Raw genomic sequence first — 20,291 nt, forward strand, 5'->3', positions numbered from 1 at the left:
ATACATTATAGTTTTTAGCACATTTGCGTTAGAGAAGTTACTGGGCTAAAGCGGAGCCCGAAGTTTTTTCCAGAGGGGCTATTTCTTTTTCTGTATTTTTTACATTAAAGTTTTTATTACACCGGCGTTAATACAGACACGTTACTGCGCTAAAGCGGAGCTAATGTTTTAAATATTTTAGATGGAGCAGTAAGATTTTGTGAAAATGATGCAGGAGAATTATTGATGTATATCGAAGTAGTATTATGAGGCATTTATTTCTCGTGAGTGCTTTTAATTCCTATAATAAACAGGAATTAAAAATCAGTTTATTTTATGAAGTTATTATGAGTTTTGTAATTGAAAAACATTGTTATAATGGGGATAGGAGCGGATATTTTTTTATAATATGTATAAAATTTAATTGACAATTGTCCTCTCAACAAATATACTTATGATAGTTTAAAACATATTTATGAGATAGGATTTAAAACCCACAATTAAGGTGGATTTAAGTTAGATAGAAGAAGAATATGTTTTCTTGTTATTAGCGGTTGGCCTACGTAGGCCCCTAGGAGGTTTAAAATGAGTAAAGACGTGGAAAATAAAAATACCCATGACCATAGCTATGGTGAACATCATCATTGCCATTGCGGCGGTCATCATCACCATCATGACCATGACCACAATCATGATCACGACCATGACCATGAACATCATCACGACCACGACCATGGTCACGATCATAGCCATGAAAAGGCTTTGCCTACAGATAAATGGGTGCCACACACTCATGAACCAGGCGTTCCTCATGAACATGGCGTAAATGATTATCTTAAGGCTGTTGCTGAGTATCGTAAAACATGGCCTACTAAGCAAGATGTTATCGAGCAAACTCCTGACCCTGCCGTGCGTGAGATGATTCTTCGTATGGAACAAATCGGTTGCGACACTGTATTCGACCGTTTCGATAAACAACAACCTCAATGTGCGTTCGGTATTGCTGGCGTATGTTGTCGTATTTGTTTCATGGGTCCATGTAAAATTACGCCTAAGAGCCCTCGTGGCGTCTGCGGTGCCGATGCTGACCTTATCGTAGCTCGTAACATGACACGTGCTGCTGCTGGTGGTTTGACTCAACATGGTGCGCATGCTCGTGAAATTTTGATTTCTTTGAAAGCTGCCGCTAATGATCAATTGGATATTCCAATTTTGGGCGAAGAAAAAATCCGTACTGTATGTAAGGCTTTCAACATCCCTGAAGAAGGTCGTTCTTTGAAAGAAGTAGCTAATGATTTAGCAGACGTTCTATTAGAAGATTTAAGTCGTGCATTGCCTGGCGAATATAAAACAATTACAGCAATGGCTCCTGCTGAACGTCGCGAAGTTTGGAAAAACTTGGATATTTTGCCTATTTCCGCGTACAATGAAGCATTTGATGCATACCATCGTACATGCGTAGGTACAGATGGCGATTGGGAAAGCAATATGAAACAATTCTTGCGTTGTGGTCTTGCTTTCACATTCACTGGCGTAGTAGCGGCAGATATTGCTACAGATGCCTTGTTCGGACAAGGCGGTCGTCGTACATCTAAAGTTAACATTGGTGCCTTGAAAAAAGGTTATGTAAATATCGCTGTTCATGGTCACTTGCCAACATTAGTATCTCAAATTTGTACAATTGGTGCCTCTGAAGAGTATTTAGAAAAAGCGAAAGCTATCGGTGCCAAAGGCATCCAATTCTACGGTATCTGCTGCTCTGGTTTGTCCAGCATGTACCGTTATGAAAATGTTATTCCATTGTGTAATGCTATCGGTGCGGAACTTGTACTTGGTACAGGCGCACTCGATTGCTGGGTAGCTGACGTTCAAGACGTTTACCCTGCTATCATGGACGTAGCACGTTGCTTCAATACAAAGGTTATCACTACATCTGATGCCGCTCGTTTACCAGGTGCAGAACACATTGGTTACGATCACCATCATACTAACTTGTCTGAAACAAAAGCATTGGCTCGCAAAATCTTGGATCGCGCTCTTGAAGCTCATGAATTGCGTAAAGGTATGCCTGTATTCATTCCGCCATATGAAATCACTGCTGAAGTTGGTTTCTCTCCAGAATCCACTGTTAAACATTACGGTTCCTTCAAACCGTTGGCAGAGGCTTTAAAATCTGGTAAAGTTCGTGGTATCGTAAACGTAGTAGGTTGTTCCAATCCTCGCGTTATCTACGAAAAAGCAACTGTAGATATCGTTGATACACTTATCAAAAATGGCTGTATCATCTTAACAAATGGTTGTGCGTCCTTCCCATTGATGAAACTTGGTTACTGTAATACAGATGCTATTAAGAAATGTAGCCCTGCATTGCAAGAGTTCTTGGGCGATGATCAACCACCAGTATGGCATGTTGGTGAATGTGTAGATAATGCACGTTCTTCCGGTATTTTCGCTGGTATTGCAGGCGAATTAGGCCTTAACTTGCCACAAATGCCATTCGCTATGTCTAGTCCTGAATGGTCTAATGAAAAAGGTATCGATGCATCCCTTGGCTTCCGCCTAATGGGCATCAACTCCTACCACTGCGTTGAGCCACCTACACAAGGCTCTGATGCTGTCACAAAATGGTTGAAAGAAGACACTAAAGACATCTTAGGCTCTGTTATGTATGTAAATACAGATCCAGCTAAAGTTGCTGAAAAAATCTTGGCAGATATCGATGAAAAACGTGCTGCTTTAGGTTGGGCAGAAGTAAAATAATATAATATAAACAAAAGACCCTCTCCATAATCCTCCACCGCCCAGATCTGTTCCTTCGGAACAGGGGCAAAGTCGGATTCTGAAGAGGGTCTTTAACTAATAATTATTTATGAAAGAGTAAAAGCGGCAGGCAGACCTGACGCTTCATTTTTTAATCAAAAGCTTATTAACTTAATCTATTACATCATTTATAACTCTGCTATACTAATAATAGGAGTCATTGACGTGAGTTAGGTTCATCACCGAAAGGTGGTGATACTATGAGTAAATTCGAGAAGGTTTATATAATTCTTTTTGTAATTTCCATAGTTGTATCTATCTTAAGTTTATTCAAATAAACTTAAGAAACGCCTAACGTAATAAGTACTGGTAATACTTACACGTTAGGCGCATCTCGTTTTACTAATTTTTAGATGAGCCTAACGCTTGCACACGTCAATGACTCTCTTTATGTTTATAGTATACCTCAATAACAACATAAAAACAACATAGGTATATAGTAACTTATAGTATAATAGTTTCTCCATCCTCAGGGACTGCTACATGGCTTTCGATATTGGTGCCTTTGATAAATTTGCGCACATCCTTACGGCTTGTTGCTGTATGATTAACTGTATCCATATGAACAGCGATGATTTTAGCTTCTGGTTTGCGTACTACCATGCGGCCAATATCTTTTGTCCCCATAATAATACTATCTTCAAAGCCCAAAACTTGAGCATATCCTGTATTCATAATAATAACATTAGGGTCGAAGCGAAGGAGAGCCTTCTCTACATCACTTGTCCAAACTGTATCGCCTACAAGGTACACAGTTGGTTCGTCTGCTGCTTCAAAAATAACGCCCATCGCATCGCCTGCTAATGGTGCGAGAACTGGATTTGCATACATTTCTACCGTGCCGTGGGAGCCACCTGTTTTTCTTAATGTGATACCATTAAACTCCAGACTTTCAAAAATGATGCGTACATCATTAAAGCCTTGTGAAGTAATAAGTTCTTTGTCCGCTGTATTTTGTACAAAAATAGGAAGTGATTTTGGAATAGCATTAATTGCCGTATCATCCCAATGATCAAGATGTGTGTGTGTAACTACCACTGCAGTTACATTGCTTAATAGATTGTCCATTGATAGAGGTAAATCAACCATAGGCATTCTTTGTTGATAGTTAAATGTTCCTTCAAAGCCAGGATAAGTATCTTTTGGTGCTAAGAATGGATCAATAAGAAATGTTGTGTTTTTTATTGTTAATTTTCCTGTAGCATTTCTAATGTGAGTATATTGTGTCATAGGTATCTCCTTAATTGTATTTTGAAAATCTAATCAAATAGATTACTGTTTGTAATTCCTAGAATTAGTGTACCTTGTTTTGTTATACTAGTCTCAACAATAATTGACACTATGTTTGTTAATAGACACATTGTATAAATGTGTCTATGTAGGAGGTTATATGATAACTCGAAAAGAAATGACACGAATGTTGTTAAAAGAAGGGTTGCTTAGTTGTTTAGAAAACCATTCTTTTGAGTCTTTAACCGTAACATTGTTGTGTAAAGCATCAGGTATAACTCGCTCTACTTTTTATTTACACTATAGTAATATCATGGAAATTGTTGATGATTTAGTAGATGATGCAATCGCTTATTCAAAGCCAGGAATGGTAGATAATAATAATTTACAAACTATAGCTCAAACCTTATCAGCTGCTTCTAATTCTGTTTCGTTGAGAGAAGCATACGATTCTATTTTTGATAGATTGCCCTTATGTCAGCGTATTATACGACATAAAAAGTATTTACCTTTATTTTTAGATGACCAAATTTCAGAATATGTATTGCAACGAATTATACGGAGTGAAAAAAATCGGCAAGGGCTTGTTATGGCAGAAGCACTTGGGACTTCATTTGACGTGGGTGTATCCGTTTTTGTATTTTTAGTGCACGGACTATATGCTGTTAATAAACAATATAAGTGGTCCCAAAGCGATGAATGGTTAGAAGCGCAGAAAGTTATCTTTGAACTCGTTTACCGTGGGTTACAAAGAAAATAAGCATATAAGGCTCACATACTTCCTTGGTGCATCTTAGGCAATACATGCTCTCCTAGAAATTAGAACAGGCCTGTTCTAATTTTTAGAAGAGGTATATGGATGAGGTCAAGGCCCTAGGCCGCGACCGTTCTGTCTATTTAGAACGCATAAATTCATGGGCGACCGTAATTGCTGTGGCAGAAAATATAATTTACTATGTGATGCTCTAATACAGATCTAAATTTCAATAAAAGAACACCCACAATTATCCGACTTTACTAGGTCAAGGCCCTAGGCCGCAGACCGTTGTGTTTGTTTAGAATGCATAAATGAAGGCGTAAAATTGAAGATTGTAGAACTTTAGTGGTGTTAATAGAAATATAATTTACCTGTTTTATTTATCTACTTGAACTCTAGATTCTAATAAAAGAACAGTCCCAATCATCCGACTTTACTAGGTCAAGGCCTTAGGCCGCAGACCGTTAAAGTAGCTGGAGGATGATTGGGACTGTCTTTTATTACTGGGGTTAGAATGTAAATTATATTTCTAAGTACCTAGAATGTAACGGATAATCTTCAATTTTACGCCATGAATTTATACGTTCATGTTTGCCCCTTTTCTCACATAGAACCAGAAGCAAACCGCAACTGTTACGATGTTGAATGCTAGTAGTACTGCGAATGCAGGGTGAATATTGCCGAATGTGGAGTATACGAAACCGAAGATTTTAGGTGTAATGAATGCACCGTATGCAGCTACAGCAGCTACGAAACCTGTGATTAAAGAGGATAACAACGGATTGCCAAATACGTGAGGAATCATACGGAATGTAGCACCTGTTGCAAAGCCACAGCATACGAATGTCAATACGGACATAGCAAAGAAGAATGGGAAGTTGTGCATATCTACACCAACTGCGATCAATGCAGTGGTAGCACATAAGCCGATGAGGCTAACAAAGGTAACTTTTGTACCGCTGTTGATCTTGTCGGATAACCAACCGCCTACAGGACGAAGGGCACCTGCAACAAGGGGACCAACGAATGCGATGGATGCGAATGGAATTTCAGGGAATTCTTTACCTACCAAGAGACCAAGTGCTGCTGCATAACCAGAGAAAGCACCGAAGGAACATGTATAAAGTAATGTAAACGCCCAAGTGTGTTTGTTCCCAAAGATTTGTACAAGATTTTTAGGATTTGGTTTTTCTAGTGGTAAGTTATCCATGAAACGTGTCATAAGTGCAAGGATAACAACGAGTGGTACGATCCACATGAAAGCTGCATTGGCAAGGTATACTGCGTTACCTTTGATGATAGCTGGTGTTACACCAAATACACTACCTAGTGCAGCGGAACCCATAGCAAATGGAGCCAAGAAGTAGATTACAGAAACACCAAGGTTACCAACGCCGCCGTTGATACCAAGAGCAGTACCTTTTTCGGATTTAGGGAAGAAGTTGCCAATGTACGCCATGGAGGACGAGAAGTTGCCGCCCGCTAAACCGATAAGGGCAGTCAAAATCATGAATGTCGTATAAGAAGTTGTTGTATCTTGAACGGCAAAGCCAAGCCATACAACAGGAACTAATAAAATAAGTGTGGAAATAAATGTCCAGTTCTTACCACCGATTAAGGCCGGCATGTAGGTATATACGAAACGTAATGTAGCACCTACAAGACCTGGTAAGGCTGCGAGTGTAAATAATTGTTCAGTTGTAAAGTGAAAACCTGCGCCATTTAATTGTGCCGCGATGGTAGCCCATAGATACCATACGCAAAAGGCTAAGGTTAAGGCAATAGTGGATATTACCAAGTTTTGTTTGGCGATTTTTTTACCAAACTTTTCCCAAAATTCGGGATTTTCTGGTTGCCAGTTCGCAACAATCTCTTTGCGACTCGCACCTACTTGAGGCATTTTCAGTTCTGACATGAGAGCTCTCCTTTAACTAAAACACATGTGATAAAGGGTAGATCTTTTCACACGAATATGTGGCACATCTCGTTTAAAAGCCTTGTAAAATGTGGTACTATAATAATAGAGAGTGTGCCTAAAATCACACCATTATTATATAGGACAGAATATAATGTGAATGTGACGAAAAACACACTTATATGAGAATTAATCGGTTATAATAGGGATAATATACGTAAAGTATATAGTATATGTGCCTTTTGTGCATGGCTGATTGTGAAAGCTACTTTCACAATCAATATGGACAAATGACACTGAAAGATGCACGGTGATAGTATGGAACAGGAGTTAATTAACCAGTTACTTGCATTGCCAGGAGAAACAATTCACCTTGAAAAAGGCGAGTTTTTGTTTCACGAAGGTGATATAGCAGATCATTTTTTTATTGTCCGTGAAGGGCGACTTAGTATTAAGAAATTTGAGGCAAGTGGTCATATTTTTGCTCATCGGTTGGTGGGGCCAAATAATGTGCTTGGTGAAATTCCTTTGTACGAGACGAACACCCGGACTTACGTGTTCAATGCGATTGCACGTGAAAAATGCTCGGTATATTCCATCCGTTATGATGTTTTAGAACCAGCCATTGCAAAGGACCATTCACTGGCCATTGCAATGATGAAAATCTATACACTTCATATGCGGCGACAACAAGCCAAATACAGAGATTTGTTGTTGTATGGCAAAAAAGGTGCATTCTATTCGACACTATTGCGTTTAGCTAATAGCTATGGTATTCAACGTGATGACGGTATCTATATAGACATCGCGTTAACAAATCAAGAGTTAGCTGAATTTGCTGCCACATCTCGGGAAAGTTTAAACCGCATGCTCAGTGAGTTACGAAAATTAGGCTATGTAGCCTATGATAAACACCATCTGGTAATCTGTGACTTAGATGCATTAATCGGATTACTCGATTTAGATAGCGACACGATCGATCCTAATATCAGTAATATCGAATAATTGTGGATATTCGCCCTTGTTGTTGGCATTGCTAACGCAAGGGCTTTTTTGTAGTTTTAAGGAGGACACGAGATGAGTTTATTGTCTCAGAAATTCAAGTTTCTTCGCAAGAAGGACGTATCTCAAAGCGGTCACCAAATCACAGAAGAAGGCGGTCGCGAATGGGAAAATTTTTATCGTGACCGTTGGTCCTACGATAAAGTAGTCCGCACAACACATGGCGTAAACTGTACAGGTTCTTGTAGCTGGAACATTTACGTTAAAAATGGCGTCGTAGCCTGGGAAAACCAAGCTACAGATTATCCGGAAACACCGGATGATATGCCGGACTATGAACCACGTGGGTGCCCTCGTGGTGCGACATTCTCTTGGTATTTATACAGCCCATTGCGCGTAAAATATCCATATGTACGCGGCGAATTGGCTGAGCTTTGGAGAGAAGCTAAGAAAACAGCTAAAAATCCTATCGAAGCATGGAAATCTATCGTAGAAGATCCTGAAAAGGCGAAAAAATATAAATCTGCCCGTGGTATGGGTGGCTTTGTGCGCTCCACTTGGGACGAAGCGACAGAAATTACTGCAGCATCTTTACTATATACAGCAAAAACATACGGCCCTGACCGCAACGCAGGCTTCTCTGTAATTCCAGCGATGTCCATGTTGTCCTATGCAGCAGGTGCTCGTTTCCTTAACCTAATGGGTGGTTCACCATTGTCCTTCTATGACTGGTATGCCGATTTACCACCATCCAGTCCACAAGTTTGGGGTGAACAAACGGATACACCTGAATCTGGTGACTGGTACAATGCTGGTTACATCATGACTTGGGGTTCCAACGTACCGTTGACTCGTACGCCTGATGCTCACTTCTTGACAGAGGTTCGTTACAAAGGTACTAAGGTTGTATCCGTATCTCCTGACTATGCGGAATCTACAACTTCTTCCGATGCTTGGCTTAATGTGAAAGCCGGCACTGATGCGGCTCTTGCTATGGCAATGGGTCATGTTATCTTAAAAGAATATTACATCGATAAGGAAACTCCATACTTCAAAGAGTATGCTAAAGAGTTTACCGATATGCCATTCCTTGTACGCGTTGAAGACATCAACGGTGCAGTACAACCAGGTCGTTTCTTAAACGCTAAGGATTTAGGTAGCAAAGAAGACGGTGCTGATTTCCAAACTGTATTAATTGATGAAACAACAAATGAAATCGTTGTTCCAAATGGTACAATGGGCGACCGTCACACAAATCCACAAAAATGGAACTTACGCCTTGAAAACCGCAATACAGGGGCTAAAATTGACCCTCGCTTATCCGTATTTGACCAACGTCAAGATGTGACTGTTGTTAAGTTGCCATACTTTGGTGATGAAGAGCACGAAGGCGTTATTGAACGTGCTATTCCAACTATTACAGTACAAACTGTAGACGGTCCTGTAAAAGTAACTACCGTATATGACCTTATTCTTGCTAACTATGGTATTGACCGTGGTATCGGTGGTGAAGTAGCGAAAGCTTACACTGATGACACTCCTTACACACCTACATGGCAAGAAAAAATCACTGGCGTAAAAGCAGATATCGCTATTGCTACAGCTCGTGAATTTGCAGATAATGCAGAAAAAACTAAAGGTCGTTCCATGATTATCATGGGCGGTGGTATCAACCACTGGTACCATGCGGATATCATTTACCGTACAATCTTGAATCTCATCATGTTCTGTGGTACAGAAGGTGTTAACGGTGGTGGCTGGGCTCACTACGTAGGTCAAGAAAAACTTCGTCCTGTTGAAGGTTGGGGCGGTATCATGACAGCTAACGACTGGAGTAAAGCGCCTCGTTTGCAAAATGGTACATCTTGGTTCTACTTTGCTACAGAACAATATCGTTCTGATTGCATCGATTTGGCAGACCGCGTATCTAAATTAGCTAAGCCTCGTTACCGTCACCCTGGTGATTACAACGTATTGGCTGCACGTTTAGGCTGGTTGCCATCGTACCCTACTTTCAATAAAGGCAGTCAAGAATTGATTAACGACGCTCGTGCAGCAGGTGCTGGTACAGAAGCAGAAATTAACCAATATGTGGCGCAAGCGTTGAAAAACAAAGAATTACAATTCTGCGTAGAAGATCCTGCGGCTAAAGAAAACCACCCACGCAACTTGTTTGTATGGCGTGCGAACCTTATCGGTTCTTCCTCTAAAGGCCATGAATATTTCTTGAAACATTTACTTGGTACAAAACATGGTGTTCTCGAAGATGATGACGCACCAGTAAAACCAGAAGAAATCAAGTGGCGCGAAGCAGATGAAGCTGGTAAGCTTGACCTCTTAATCGACATCGACTTCCGTATGGCTTCTACCGGCTTGTATTCTGATATCGTGTTCCCAGCGGCTACATGGTATGAAAAAGAAGACTTGTCTTCTACAGATATGCATCCATATGTACACGTATTCCAAGCGGCTGTTGATTGCGCATGGGAAACTAAATCTGACTGGGATACATTCCGTACCCTTGCTGAAACAGTATCTCGCGTAGCGAAAGAGTCTGGCTTCACAGAATACGAAGATATCGTAGCATTACCTCTTGGTCATGATAGCCCAGGTGAAGTGGCTCAACCAGAAGGTAAGGTTCTCGACTGGAGCAAAGGCGAATGTGAACCAATTCCTGGTAAAACAATGCCGAACCTCGTTCATGTAAAACGCGATTATAGTAAAATCTTTGAAAAATACATTGCATTGGGACCTAACATCGAAAACAAAATGGGGGCTCATGGCATGGCTTGGGATGTATCTGATGAATATAAGACATTATATGATCAAAATGGTGTCATCGATAATCCAGAATTCATTTCTCATGGCCGCCCTAGCATTTACGAATGTAAGGAAGCTTGTAATGCTGTATTGACATTGTCCTCTTGTACAAACGGTAAATTGGCTGTTCGCTCTTGGAAAGCAATGGAAGAAAAAACAGGCCTTTCCGGTCTTGAAAAGAACGCAAAAGGCCGTGAACAAGAAAAAATTACCTTCGATGACATGGTTCGTCAACCACGCTTCATCATTAGCTCTGTAACAAGTACTGGTAAGAACGATAAAAACCGTCGTTATTCTCCATTTACTACATCTACAGAAGATAAGGTACCATTCCGTACCGTAACAGGTCGTCAATCCTTCTATTGCGACCATGAAATGATGCGCGATTACGGTGAAGCTATGGCATTGTACAAACCGGTATTGTCCTATAAACCAGTACAAGGTGACTACAAACAAGAAGGTGTTCCTGAAATCACATTGAAATACTTAACACCACATCACAAGTGGTCTACACATAGTATGTATTTCGATAGCCAACAAATGTTGACATTGTTCCGCGGTGGTCAAACTATTTGGCTCAACGAAGACGATGCAGCAGAAATCGACGTTAAGGATAATGATTGGGTAGAAGCTTTCAATAAAAACGGTATCGTTGCAGCTCGTGCTGTAGTTTCCCCACGTATTCCTCGCGGCATTTCCTATATGCACCATTCCCAAGATCGTCACATCAACGTTCCTGGCGCGAAAGTTAAGAAACAACGCGGTGGTACGCATAATGCACCAACTCATATTCACATGAAACCGACACACATGATCGGCGGTTATGGCCAATTGAGCTATGGCTTTAACTACTATGGCCCAACTGGTAACCAACGTGATATGACAATTGTGGCTCGTAAAATGAAGGAGGTAGATTGGCTTGAAGATTAAGGCTCAAGTATCTATGGTCCTAAATTTGGATAAGTGTTTGGGTTGTCATACATGCTCTATCACTTGTAAAAATACATGGACGAACCGCGAAGGCGCGGAATATATGTACTTCAATAACGTGGAAACTCGCCCAGGTGTAGGTTACCCACGTCATTGGGAAGACCAAGAAAAATGGAAAGGCGGCTGGACATTAGATAACTCTGGCAAATTAGCTCTTTCTACAGGTTCTAAAACAAATCGTTTGATGAAATTATTCTTCCATCCTGAACAACCAGAGTTGAAGGATTATTTCGAACCTTGGACTTACGACTATGAAACATTGATTCATGGTGGTCGTAAAAACAACCAACCAGTTGCTCGTCCTCGTTCCCTTGTGACTAAACAAAAAATGGAAGTTACTTGGGGCCCTAACTGGGATGACGATTTGGCTGGTGGTCAACATGCTCGCTCTGATGTGAACTTAACTAAGATGGGCCAAGATATCGTATTTGATTACGAAGAAGTGTTCATGCGCTACTTGCCACGTCTTTGTAACCACTGCTTGAACCCTGCATGTGTAGCTGCATGTCCATCCGGCGCGATTTATAAACGCGACGAAGATGGTGTGGTTCTCGTATCTCAAGATGTATGCCGCGGTTGGAGACATTGCGTTCCATCTTGTCCATACAAAAAAATCTTCTATAACTGGGAAACTAATAAAGCTGAAAAATGCGTATTCTGTTACCCACGCTTAGAAAATGGCTTGCCTCAAATCTGTGCTGAAACTTGTGTAGGTCGTATGCGCTATGTTGGCGTTGTATTCTACGATATGGACAAAGTAGAAGCTATGGCAGCTACAAAAAATGAACAAGATATTTACGAAAATACATTAGATTTGATTTTGGATCCTCATGATCCAGAGGTTATCAAAGCGGCTCGTGCAGAAGGCATCTCTGAAGCATGGATTAAAGCAGCTCAAAAATCTCCTGTATACAAACTTGTAAAAGAGTGGGGCGTGGCATTGCCATTGCATCCTGAGTATCGCACATTGCCAATGGTTTGGTATGTACCACCACTTAGCCCAATCTTGCAACGTGTAACATCTGATGTATACTTGCCAGATGCACATGAAATGCGCGTACCTGTACAATACCTTGCTAACTTGTTTACAGCAGGTAATACAGAAATTTTAGCTCGTACATTGCAACGTGTTCTCGACATGCGTGAATACATGCGTCGTCGTGAAACAGGTGACGGTCCTATCGATCACAATGTGGAGTTAACAGAGGATCAAATGTACGGTATGTACAAATTGTTGGCATTGTCCAAATACAATGATCGCTTTGTTATTCCATCTGATGTGAAAGTATCTCGCGAAGGTCGCCTAGAAATGCAACAAAATCGCGGTTTTGCTTGCCCTACAGGGGGATGTCAATAATGAAGGATGCTCAGAAAATCGCTCTTATTGCGTCATTTCTTCTACGCTATCCTGATGAACAATGGTATAACGAATTACCTGAATGGAGAGAGGACGCCCAATCCGTTGGGCATCCTCAACTTCGCCAAGGTTTATTAGAATTCTTCGACTATGTAGAGGAATCCAATAAAAAAGAATTCGAAGACCAATTTGTTCGTACCTTTGATTTTAGTCAAAATACAACGATGTATTTGTCGACTTATGAATTACAAGGTACTGGGGAACAAGCAGAAGAACTCGTTAAATTTAAAGCGTTCTTCCTCGAAAACGACTATGATTTGCCAAAAGAAATGCCAGACTATATTCCAGCACTTCTTGAATTATGTGCCGTTATCGATGATGAAAAAGCAAAAGAAATTTACGACTATTGTAAGCCAAAATTGGAATACATTAGAGAACGCTTCATTGAGGCTAAATTGCCTTATGCATTCTTGTTTGATATTATCTTGTCTGTTGCAAATGGATTGGAGGACGGTGCACGATGAATCTATTCCTTTGGGGCGCTTTGCCTTACATCGCTTTCACCTTCTTAATCGTAGGTACTTTGGTTCGTTTCTTCTACTTTGAAAGAAACTGGACTACAAAATCGAGTGAATTTTTAGAGAAAAAACAATTGCGCATTGCCAATCCATTGTTCCACTTTGGCTTGTTATGCGTTATCGGTGGTCACGTAGTAGGTGTGTTAATCCCTAAAACTTGGACTGCTGCAATCGGTATTAATGACCATATGTACCATGAAGGTGCGTTATACATGGGTGCTGTAGCGGGTATCATCTTCATCGTAGGCTTCTTGCTTTTGATGAAACGTCGCTTTACTGTGCCTGCTATGAAAGTTAATACATCTGGCCTTGATAAATGGTTATACTTGTTCTTAACATTAGCTATTTTTAGCGGTATGGCTGGTACATTGCTTAATGCATCTGGTTTCTTTGATTACCGCGTATCCATCGGCCCTTGGTTCCGTAGCCTAATCTCCTTTATGCCGGATCCATCCTTGATGGAAGGCGTACCATTCATGTTTAAATTCCACATGTTAGCGTGGATGGTGGTAGCTATTATCTTCCCATTCAGCCGTTTGGTACACTGCTTGAGTGTTCCACTCAACTACTTAGCACGTCCGTTCATCGTATATCGCAAACGTGATCGTGTGTAATTGAATAGTTGAAACTTTATATCGGTTGCATACGGTATACTAGTTTCTCTAATAGCCCTCATGGTTGTGAAAGCTGTCGCTTTTACGGCTGTGAGGGCTTTTAGTATTTATCTGCTCTTGGATAGTATTTAAAGTCTATATTGTAATATGGGCATATTCCTGCTATATGAGTAATATTCATGTTTTTATGTGAGATTGGTATACATTTTCACTTTACTGTGAGAATGAAAATTGGTATTATCTTATGTGGAATTATTTAACATCATATATATTTAACTGTGAGGAGTCTCGATAATGGCAGAAGTAGTGAAGAAACAATTTAAGAGTAAGTATCATATTCTTATTTGGATCGCTGTGTTAGCACTTATTTTAATGGGAATGGTAGAATATGGGTATGTAACTAGCGGCAGATCATTTGGTAACTGGAAGGTTCATTTAGGTTTAATTCCCTATGCTGCATGGCTCGTATTAACCTACATTGCAACGAAGCCAAAATGGTTTATCAAACGATATAATCCTAAAGAAATGTTTGAAGTGCATCGTATAGTAGGTATTGTCAGCGTTGTCTTAGTCTGTGCTCACTGGTATGTATACTTCTTAAAGGCCCTAAAATCTTTCTTAGGTTTTTGGGGCGGTTATATCTCCCTTGGAGCCATGTTTATTGCTCTTATTTTTGGTGTACTATACTTAACACCTTGGATTGGAAATATGGCAAAATCCGTATCTCGTAAGAAAGCGATTTGGATTCATCGTTTAAATCTTATTGCCATCATTGCAGCAAACATTCATGTTCATGGTTTTGGTCGTTTGTCCAAAATGGTACCATTCTTACCTGTATTTGATGTATTAACATATGCATTGGTTATTTATTACATCTATTGGATGATCAAACAAAAGCAATACTAAGAATGTAGTATATATTTTTTATAAATAGAAGCTCTCGTCTATTACTAAGAGATGAGAGCTTTTTTCGTACCTATCTTTACTTATTAGTGCATAAGAGATGGTCTTTTTTTCTTGTTTACGATACAATATATAGGTAAGTTATCTTAATATATTTAGGTAAATATATTCTAAATGATGTATATTATTTAATTGCTTGAAGGTTGTATGGATATTTCATGGAAGCGCATCATCTATTTGATTTGCGCTATACAAGTCGGTGCGGGTATTACTATTATCGGCGTATTATCATTTATACCTTTATATTTGGTAGATCTAGGGCTGACCAATCAAGGAGAGGCTGCTATGTGGGCTGGTCTTGTATCTGGTGTAACACCTTGTATGGTAGCCTTGAGTGCTCCCTTTTGGTCCAGGAAAGCCAATGAACTAGGGCCTCGCCGGGTGATGATGTTCATCCTTGCCACTCTGATGCTAGCTGTAGGGGCTGCCGGTTTTGCACAAACGCCGAGTCAGCTATTAGTGCTGCGTACCTTACAAGGCTTAGTGGGTGGTTTTGTACCCATTGGACTTGGTATCATTGTATTAATCACACCAGAGGAACGCGTACCATGGGCGATGGGATTGTACCAAGCATCGATGGTGATGGGTCTTGTTTTTGGCCCTCTTATGGGTGGTCTTGCTGCTGATTTATTAGGCTATCGGGCTCCGTTCTTTATGTTTTCCATCTTATCAGGCTTGTGCTTGTTAGCTGTGTACCTACTCATGCCTAATCTACAGCATACGCATAAGGTAGATAGTAATGAGTCCCAATGGGCATTAATTAAATCATTTCTTGCTATCCCACGTGTACGATTGCTCGTGGTTATGCAATTTTTATGTAACTTTGGTATTACCGGTATAGGCCCTATATTGCCACTCTACATTAAACACTATATGCAAGTAAATGATGATTTTGTGGCCACCATTGTAGGTGTTATTATCTTTGGGGCCGGTCTGTTTAGTGCACTAGCATCGATTTCAATCGGTCGCATTACTAAATGGATGTCTATGCCGAATATATTATTGACGGCCACCTGTGGTGTAGGCGGATTTTTTATCCTCCAATATCTTATGCCAAATGTGTGGAGCTTAGGTATATTTAGAACCATTGCAGGATTCTTTATGGGCTTTATTACGCCTATAGCGAATACCTTGATTTCAAAGGCTGTTCCCAAAGAGCGGCGAAGTATTGTCTTTGGCGCTGTATCTAGTGTAGCCATGATGGGCAATGTGTTGGGCCCTATGATTAGTGGTATGATCGCTAATTGGTTTGGTTATGGCATGGTATTTTGGAGTACTGCTAGTATCTTTTTTATAGCCGCTATATTTGTGTGGCGTAGCCTGTTGCGTGAGAGTATCTAGATGTCTGGATAGTGACAGGTTTATTGTTTGAGATTATGTGTATTGAGAGAGTTCATCATGTTATTAAAACAATTGGAGTATTTTATTTCTGTTGTAGAGCATAACAGCTTTACACAGGCAGCCTATGAGCACTATGTGTCTCAGTCGGCTATTTCACAACAAATTAAATCCTTGGAGGCTAGCCTTGGCGTTCCATTGATGATACGTGAAAAGCGTAGCTTTCATCTAACACCGGCTGGTGAATATTTATATCGGAATGGTAAACAGCTGATGACGCGCGTTAAAAATTTACAAGATGAGACGGTGCGTGTCGGTAAAAATGAGCGTAAGTATTTGCGTATTGGCTATTTAAATCGCTATAGTGGCATTGCATTGCAGCAGGCATTAATGCGCACTACAAAACGGTATCGTGATCTCGATGTGCGTATGTATAGTGGCAGCCATTCTGAATTGAATCAAATGCTCGATGATAATTTGGTGGATATCATTTTTAATGATTATTGGCAAATTAAGTCGGATAATGATTATGTAACATATCCTATTAGTAAGGCCACCGTTATAGCAGAGGTGCCCAAGGGGTATACCCCGGAGGGGTCTGTAGAGCTGAAAGAATTATTAGATTTGCCGTTAATTCTTGTATGTCATGATGACCAACGGTTAGATGAAGAGGAAAACTATCGAAAATCGATGGGATTTATGGGGTCGTTCCTACAAGTTAAAAATCTTGAAGAAGCTCGTTTTCTCGTTGGTGCTGGACAAGGTATATTATTGGTAGACCGATTCAAGTATCTAGTGGATACCATTCCAGGTATTGAGCGGAAATGTATATTAAATAATGGTAAACCTATAGAAAAGGATTACTATTTCTATGTGAGTCCACAAAATCCTAATACCTATGCAGAGGCATTTAAAGATATTTTCCTACAGGTCCTCGATGAATTTTAAATAACAATATATATGAATAAAACAGGTATCGCCTAAAACCACACAGCTTTATGGTGTAGTGATTTCAGGTGATACCTGTTTTGTGTTTATATGGACAGCATCATTAGAATGCCATCATAGACGAGCTTTATGCCATATATGATTAATACGGTACCGCATACGCGATTGATCCATACGAGATGGGATATCTTAATTTTCTTAGCTAGTACATACATGGTTCCAGCAAGGAATCCAAACCAAATCGGTGTCATCGCGAGAAATCCAAAGAAGAAGTGATATATGCTTTCAGCAGGAATATTAGCGCGAAAGGCGCCGAGCATCATGGATGCATCGATGACTGCTTGCGGATTGCCCCATGTAACGAGAAGTGCCATTAACAGGATATTTTTGATGGGGATATTCGTATCAACCTTTTTAAGTGAAGGTGTAGTTTTAAATGTTTTGTATCCTAGGTAGGCTACGAGCAAGCCGCCTGCAATGAGAATGATCAGGTTGAAGACTGGCCATGCCTCGAGGAGCGCCCCAATGCCGTAAAAGGCCGCCGTACTCAAGGTCATATCGAATAGACCAATGATAGTGATAGTTAACAGGATACGTGGCAATGGTTGGACGAGGGCCGTATTAATGATAAATAGATTTTGCATCCCAATCGGTGCAAATGTGGCGAGACCTACTAATAAACCTTGCAGGAAATACATAGATAATCCTCCTTTCTTGATGGATGATACGTTTAGGTAAATTTGGTACGTATAATAAAAGAATAGACCCCTGTGTAGTGTTATAAAGTACTACATAGAAATCTATTCTGTATTAAACGAAGCTTTATTCTATTTTACCATAAACCGATAACATGTTGCATCCCTAGGCTGACGAGGGTGATGCAAATCCAGCATACAGCGCCTAATGCAAGGGCACTACCACCAGATTTGATAAGCTTAACAAGATTTGTATTAAGCCCAATAGCAACCATGGCCATGGTGATAAAGTATTTAGAAATAGTTTTGAATATGTCTAAGAAGTGAATATCTACATTTGCATAGGACAATACAGTTGTAATAAGAGAACAAATGACAAAGTAAAGAACGAACTTAGGGAAGATAGCTGCAATATTAACAGATTCAGCGTTATCGCTTGCCTTAGCCGCTTGTTTGGCTTTGTACACTTGATAACTAGCAAGACCTAAACAGATGGGGATGATTGCCAATGTACGTGTCAATTTAACGATGGTTGCATATTCAAGAACTTGCGTGCCTGTGCCCTTCATGCTATCCCAAACAGCAGCAGTAGCTGTTACAGATGATGTATCGTTAACGGCTGTGCCCGCAAAGAGGCCAAAGCCCATGTTAGACAATCCAATAGCATCGCCAAGAGGTGGGAATACGAATGCAGCGACTACATTGAAGAAGAATACAACGGAAATAGCTTGTGCAATATCTTGATCGCTAGCTTTCACAACAGGCGCCGCCGCAGCAATGGCACTACCACCACAGATGGAAGAACCGACACCAATCAAAACGGCTGTGTTAGAATCGATATGCGTGGCTTTGAATATGATGTAAGAAATGATAAGCGATGTGGCAATGGTTGAGATGATAATTGGTAAGGAAACCCAACCTACATGCAATACTTGGGTGATGTTAAGACCAAAGCCGAGAAGGATAACGGCCCATTGTAGGATTTTTTTAGACGTAAATCCAATGCCGGCGCCCGTTTTTTCTCGTTTCCAAGATGTGAATAATGAACCAATAATAATACCGAGGATAATAGCGAAGATTGGACTACCGATAAAATGAAAATGCTGTCCTAATAGCCAACATGGAATGGCTAGAATTGCACAGAGCAATATGCCTGGCAGTGTTTTTGCGTTGATACCCATCATAAAACCTCCTAACTGTACCTACTTGGTACATACATCGCTGCGGTATCGCGCAGGATGTATAAATAAACTACGACTTAATAGTAACATAATCGGGGGAATTAATCGAGGGGGATTCCTCATTAAGTATCTTGTATACATAGCTTATAGTATTGTATCTTATGGTGAAAGTTTTATATAATCTTATACGGGATAATTATACTTAATGAAATATGATTCCTAGTAAAATACGTAGAGAACATCAACATGTCTCATAGAATATGCGAGGTGCATTATGATTGATATTAATGGCATTATTGAAAAAAACAAAGAATATGTAGCTAAACATCCTGAGCTTGCTCAAAAGGGTTTAACTAGTCATCCTACAAAGAAATTAGCCATTGTAACATGTATGGATACGCGTTTAGTGGGGATGCTCGAAGAATCTTTAGGATTTGATCGCGGCGAGGTTATCACCATTAAGACGGCCGGCAACAGCGTAACGCAACCGATTGATAACATCGTTCAAAGCTTGCTTGTGTCTACATACGGTATGGGCATCGAAGATGTAATCGTCATCGGTCACGAAAACTGTGGTATGATTGACTTTTCCGCAGAACAATTTATGGAATCTATGAAAGCCAAAGGCATTAATGAAGATGCCATTCGCATGATTGAACCAGGTCTTATCGATTGGATGGACCGTTTCCACATTTCTGAAGAAAATGTACGCTATACAGTTAAATTCTTGCGTCACCATCCATTATTCCCAAGAGGTATGGGATTCTATGGGGGGATGATGGATCCTGATACAGGGGAATTCCGCTACATTGAGGTTTAATTTTATAACCCGATGAGCTTGTTTACAATTGCAAATTTTGGTATAGAAACAGAGATAACCTTTCCTCGCTCCACCGGCCGGGTCTGACTCCGGCCTGCGGCCTTCGCAGGGCCAAAGTCGCTGCGGGAAGGTTATCTCTGTTTCTATTTGCATTTGATGTAAATAAGCCTCATCGGGTCATATCTAAGCGAGGGAGAGTCGCGCGAGAGTATGCGTGGCTCTTGCTATAACTATAGATGTAATTAGGTCCCATCGAGTTTACGTATAACCACAATACTCCGGAA

Annotated in this window: 15 protein-coding genes; 11 read left to right on the forward strand and 4 right to left on the reverse strand. The window is 40.4% G+C overall.

Annotated features, from left to right (window positions below):
* Nucleotides 1-564: 564 nt before the first annotated feature.
* Entirely contained in the window at nt 565-2,739 is a 2,175-nt protein-coding gene (cooS, locus tag HMPREF1151_RS08400) for an anaerobic carbon-monoxide dehydrogenase catalytic subunit (RefSeq protein WP_009661828.1), read from the forward strand.
* Nucleotides 2,740-3,243: 504 nt separating this feature from the next.
* On the opposite strand, the gene HMPREF1151_RS08405 is transcribed toward cooS, so the two are convergent.
* Complete coding sequence (locus HMPREF1151_RS08405) at nt 3,244-4,029, reverse strand: MBL fold metallo-hydrolase (RefSeq protein ID WP_009661756.1); 786 nt, start codon at nt 4,027-4,029, stop codon at nt 3,244-3,246.
* Nucleotides 4,030-4,189: 160 nt separating this feature from the next.
* On the opposite strand from HMPREF1151_RS08405, the gene HMPREF1151_RS08410 reads away from it, so the two are divergent.
* Nucleotides 4,190-4,789: a TetR/AcrR family transcriptional regulator gene (locus tag HMPREF1151_RS08410; protein WP_009661824.1), complete on the forward strand. Its 600-nt coding sequence runs from the start codon at nt 4,190-4,192 to the stop codon at nt 4,787-4,789.
* Between the two features lie 574 nt (nt 4,790-5,363).
* Here HMPREF1151_RS08410 and HMPREF1151_RS08415 read toward each other — a convergent pair.
* A complete protein-coding gene (locus HMPREF1151_RS08415; RefSeq protein WP_009661777.1) occupies nt 5,364-6,701 on the reverse strand; it encodes an MFS transporter in 1,338 nt (445 codons plus the stop codon).
* A gap of 318 nt (nt 6,702-7,019) precedes the next feature.
* On the opposite strand from HMPREF1151_RS08415, the gene HMPREF1151_RS08420 reads away from it, so the two are divergent.
* From HMPREF1151_RS08420 to HMPREF1151_RS08455, 8 genes are all read left to right on the forward strand, one after another.
* Entirely contained in the window at nt 7,020-7,706 is a 687-nt protein-coding gene (locus HMPREF1151_RS08420; RefSeq protein ID WP_009661772.1) for a Crp/Fnr family transcriptional regulator, read from the forward strand.
* 72 nt (nt 7,707-7,778) lie between these two features.
* Entirely contained in the window at nt 7,779-11,453 is a 3,675-nt protein-coding gene (locus HMPREF1151_RS08425) for a nitrate reductase subunit alpha (protein ID WP_005384382.1), read from the forward strand.
* Nucleotides 11,443-12,870 carry a nitrate reductase subunit beta gene (narH, locus tag HMPREF1151_RS08430; protein ID WP_005376657.1) on the forward strand — a complete coding sequence of 476 codons (1,428 nt, stop codon included), beginning with the start codon at nt 11,443-11,445 and terminating at the stop codon, nt 12,868-12,870. The genes HMPREF1151_RS08425 and narH overlap by 11 nt, the downstream gene beginning before the upstream one ends.
* Nucleotides 12,870-13,394 carry a nitrate reductase molybdenum cofactor assembly chaperone gene (narJ, locus tag HMPREF1151_RS08435; RefSeq protein ID WP_009661827.1) on the forward strand — a complete coding sequence of 175 codons (525 nt, stop codon included), beginning with the start codon at nt 12,870-12,872 and terminating at the stop codon, nt 13,392-13,394. The genes narH and narJ overlap by 1 nt, the downstream gene beginning before the upstream one ends.
* Nucleotides 13,391-14,062 carry a respiratory nitrate reductase subunit gamma gene (gene narI / locus HMPREF1151_RS08440; RefSeq protein ID WP_005381556.1) on the forward strand — a complete coding sequence of 224 codons (672 nt, stop codon included), beginning with the start codon at nt 13,391-13,393 and terminating at the stop codon, nt 14,060-14,062. Before narJ ends, narI begins: the two co-directional genes overlap by 4 nt.
* A gap of 294 nt (nt 14,063-14,356) precedes the next feature.
* Entirely contained in the window at nt 14,357-14,968 is a 612-nt protein-coding gene (locus HMPREF1151_RS08445; protein ID WP_005376652.1) for a hypothetical protein, read from the forward strand.
* Nucleotides 14,969-15,172: 204 nt separating this feature from the next.
* Nucleotides 15,173-16,366 carry an MFS transporter gene (locus tag HMPREF1151_RS08450; RefSeq protein ID WP_009661759.1) on the forward strand — a complete coding sequence of 398 codons (1,194 nt, stop codon included), beginning with the start codon at nt 15,173-15,175 and terminating at the stop codon, nt 16,364-16,366.
* A 57-nt stretch (nt 16,367-16,423) separates the two neighbouring features.
* The gene (locus HMPREF1151_RS08455) at nt 16,424-17,311 is read left to right on the forward strand and encodes a LysR family transcriptional regulator (protein ID WP_005381524.1); all 888 of its coding nucleotides are present in this window, start codon (nt 16,424-16,426) and stop codon (nt 17,309-17,311) included.
* A gap of 86 nt (nt 17,312-17,397) precedes the next feature.
* On the opposite strand, the gene HMPREF1151_RS08460 is transcribed toward HMPREF1151_RS08455, so the two are convergent.
* Together HMPREF1151_RS08460 and HMPREF1151_RS08465 are read right to left on the reverse strand one after the other, a co-directional pair.
* Entirely contained in the window at nt 17,398-18,009 is a 612-nt protein-coding gene (locus tag HMPREF1151_RS08460; protein WP_005376659.1) for a LysE/ArgO family amino acid transporter, read from the reverse strand.
* Between the two features lie 134 nt (nt 18,010-18,143).
* On the reverse strand, nt 18,144-19,187 hold the full coding sequence (locus HMPREF1151_RS08465) for a YeiH family protein (protein ID WP_009661832.1): 1,044 nt from the start codon (nt 19,185-19,187) through the stop codon (nt 18,144-18,146).
* 274 nt (nt 19,188-19,461) lie between these two features.
* Between HMPREF1151_RS08465 and HMPREF1151_RS08470 the strand changes: the two genes are divergently transcribed.
* Nucleotides 19,462-20,007, forward strand: a complete 546-nt coding sequence (locus HMPREF1151_RS08470; protein WP_005376646.1) for a carbonic anhydrase — start codon at nt 19,462-19,464, stop codon at nt 20,005-20,007.
* Nucleotides 20,008-20,291 lie beyond the last annotated feature (284 nt).

This window comes from Veillonella sp. ACP1, assembly GCF_000286635.1.
GTDB lineage: Bacteria > Bacillota > Negativicutes > Veillonellales > Veillonellaceae > Veillonella > Veillonella atypica.

Excerpts from the sequence above, each read along its gene's own strand:
- cooS (WP_009661828.1), top strand. The coding sequence starts at position 565 with ATGAGTAAAGACGTGGAAAATAAAAATACCCATGACCATAGCTATGGT.
- HMPREF1151_RS08405 (WP_009661756.1), bottom strand. The coding sequence starts at position 4,029 with ATGACACAATATACTCACATTAGAAATGCTACAGGAAAATTAACAATA.
- HMPREF1151_RS08410 (WP_009661824.1), top strand. The coding sequence starts at position 4,190 with ATGATAACTCGAAAAGAAATGACACGAATGTTGTTAAAAGAAGGGTTG.
- HMPREF1151_RS08415 (WP_009661777.1), bottom strand. The coding sequence starts at position 6,701 with ATGTCAGAACTGAAAATGCCTCAAGTAGGTGCGAGTCGCAAAGAGATT.
- HMPREF1151_RS08420 (WP_009661772.1), top strand. The coding sequence starts at position 7,020 with ATGGAACAGGAGTTAATTAACCAGTTACTTGCATTGCCAGGAGAAACA.
- HMPREF1151_RS08425 (WP_005384382.1), top strand. The coding sequence starts at position 7,779 with ATGAGTTTATTGTCTCAGAAATTCAAGTTTCTTCGCAAGAAGGACGTA.
- narJ (WP_009661827.1), top strand. The coding sequence starts at position 12,870 with ATGAAGGATGCTCAGAAAATCGCTCTTATTGCGTCATTTCTTCTACGC.
- narI (WP_005381556.1), top strand. The coding sequence starts at position 13,391 with ATGAATCTATTCCTTTGGGGCGCTTTGCCTTACATCGCTTTCACCTTC.
- HMPREF1151_RS08445 (WP_005376652.1), top strand. The coding sequence starts at position 14,357 with ATGGCAGAAGTAGTGAAGAAACAATTTAAGAGTAAGTATCATATTCTT.
- HMPREF1151_RS08450 (WP_009661759.1), top strand. The coding sequence starts at position 15,173 with ATGGATATTTCATGGAAGCGCATCATCTATTTGATTTGCGCTATACAA.
- HMPREF1151_RS08455 (WP_005381524.1), top strand. The coding sequence starts at position 16,424 with ATGTTATTAAAACAATTGGAGTATTTTATTTCTGTTGTAGAGCATAAC.
- HMPREF1151_RS08460 (WP_005376659.1), bottom strand. The coding sequence starts at position 18,009 with ATGTATTTCCTGCAAGGTTTATTAGTAGGTCTCGCCACATTTGCACCG.
- HMPREF1151_RS08465 (WP_009661832.1), bottom strand. The coding sequence starts at position 19,187 with ATGGGTATCAACGCAAAAACACTGCCAGGCATATTGCTCTGTGCAATT.
- HMPREF1151_RS08470 (WP_005376646.1), top strand. The coding sequence starts at position 19,462 with ATGATTGATATTAATGGCATTATTGAAAAAAACAAAGAATATGTAGCT.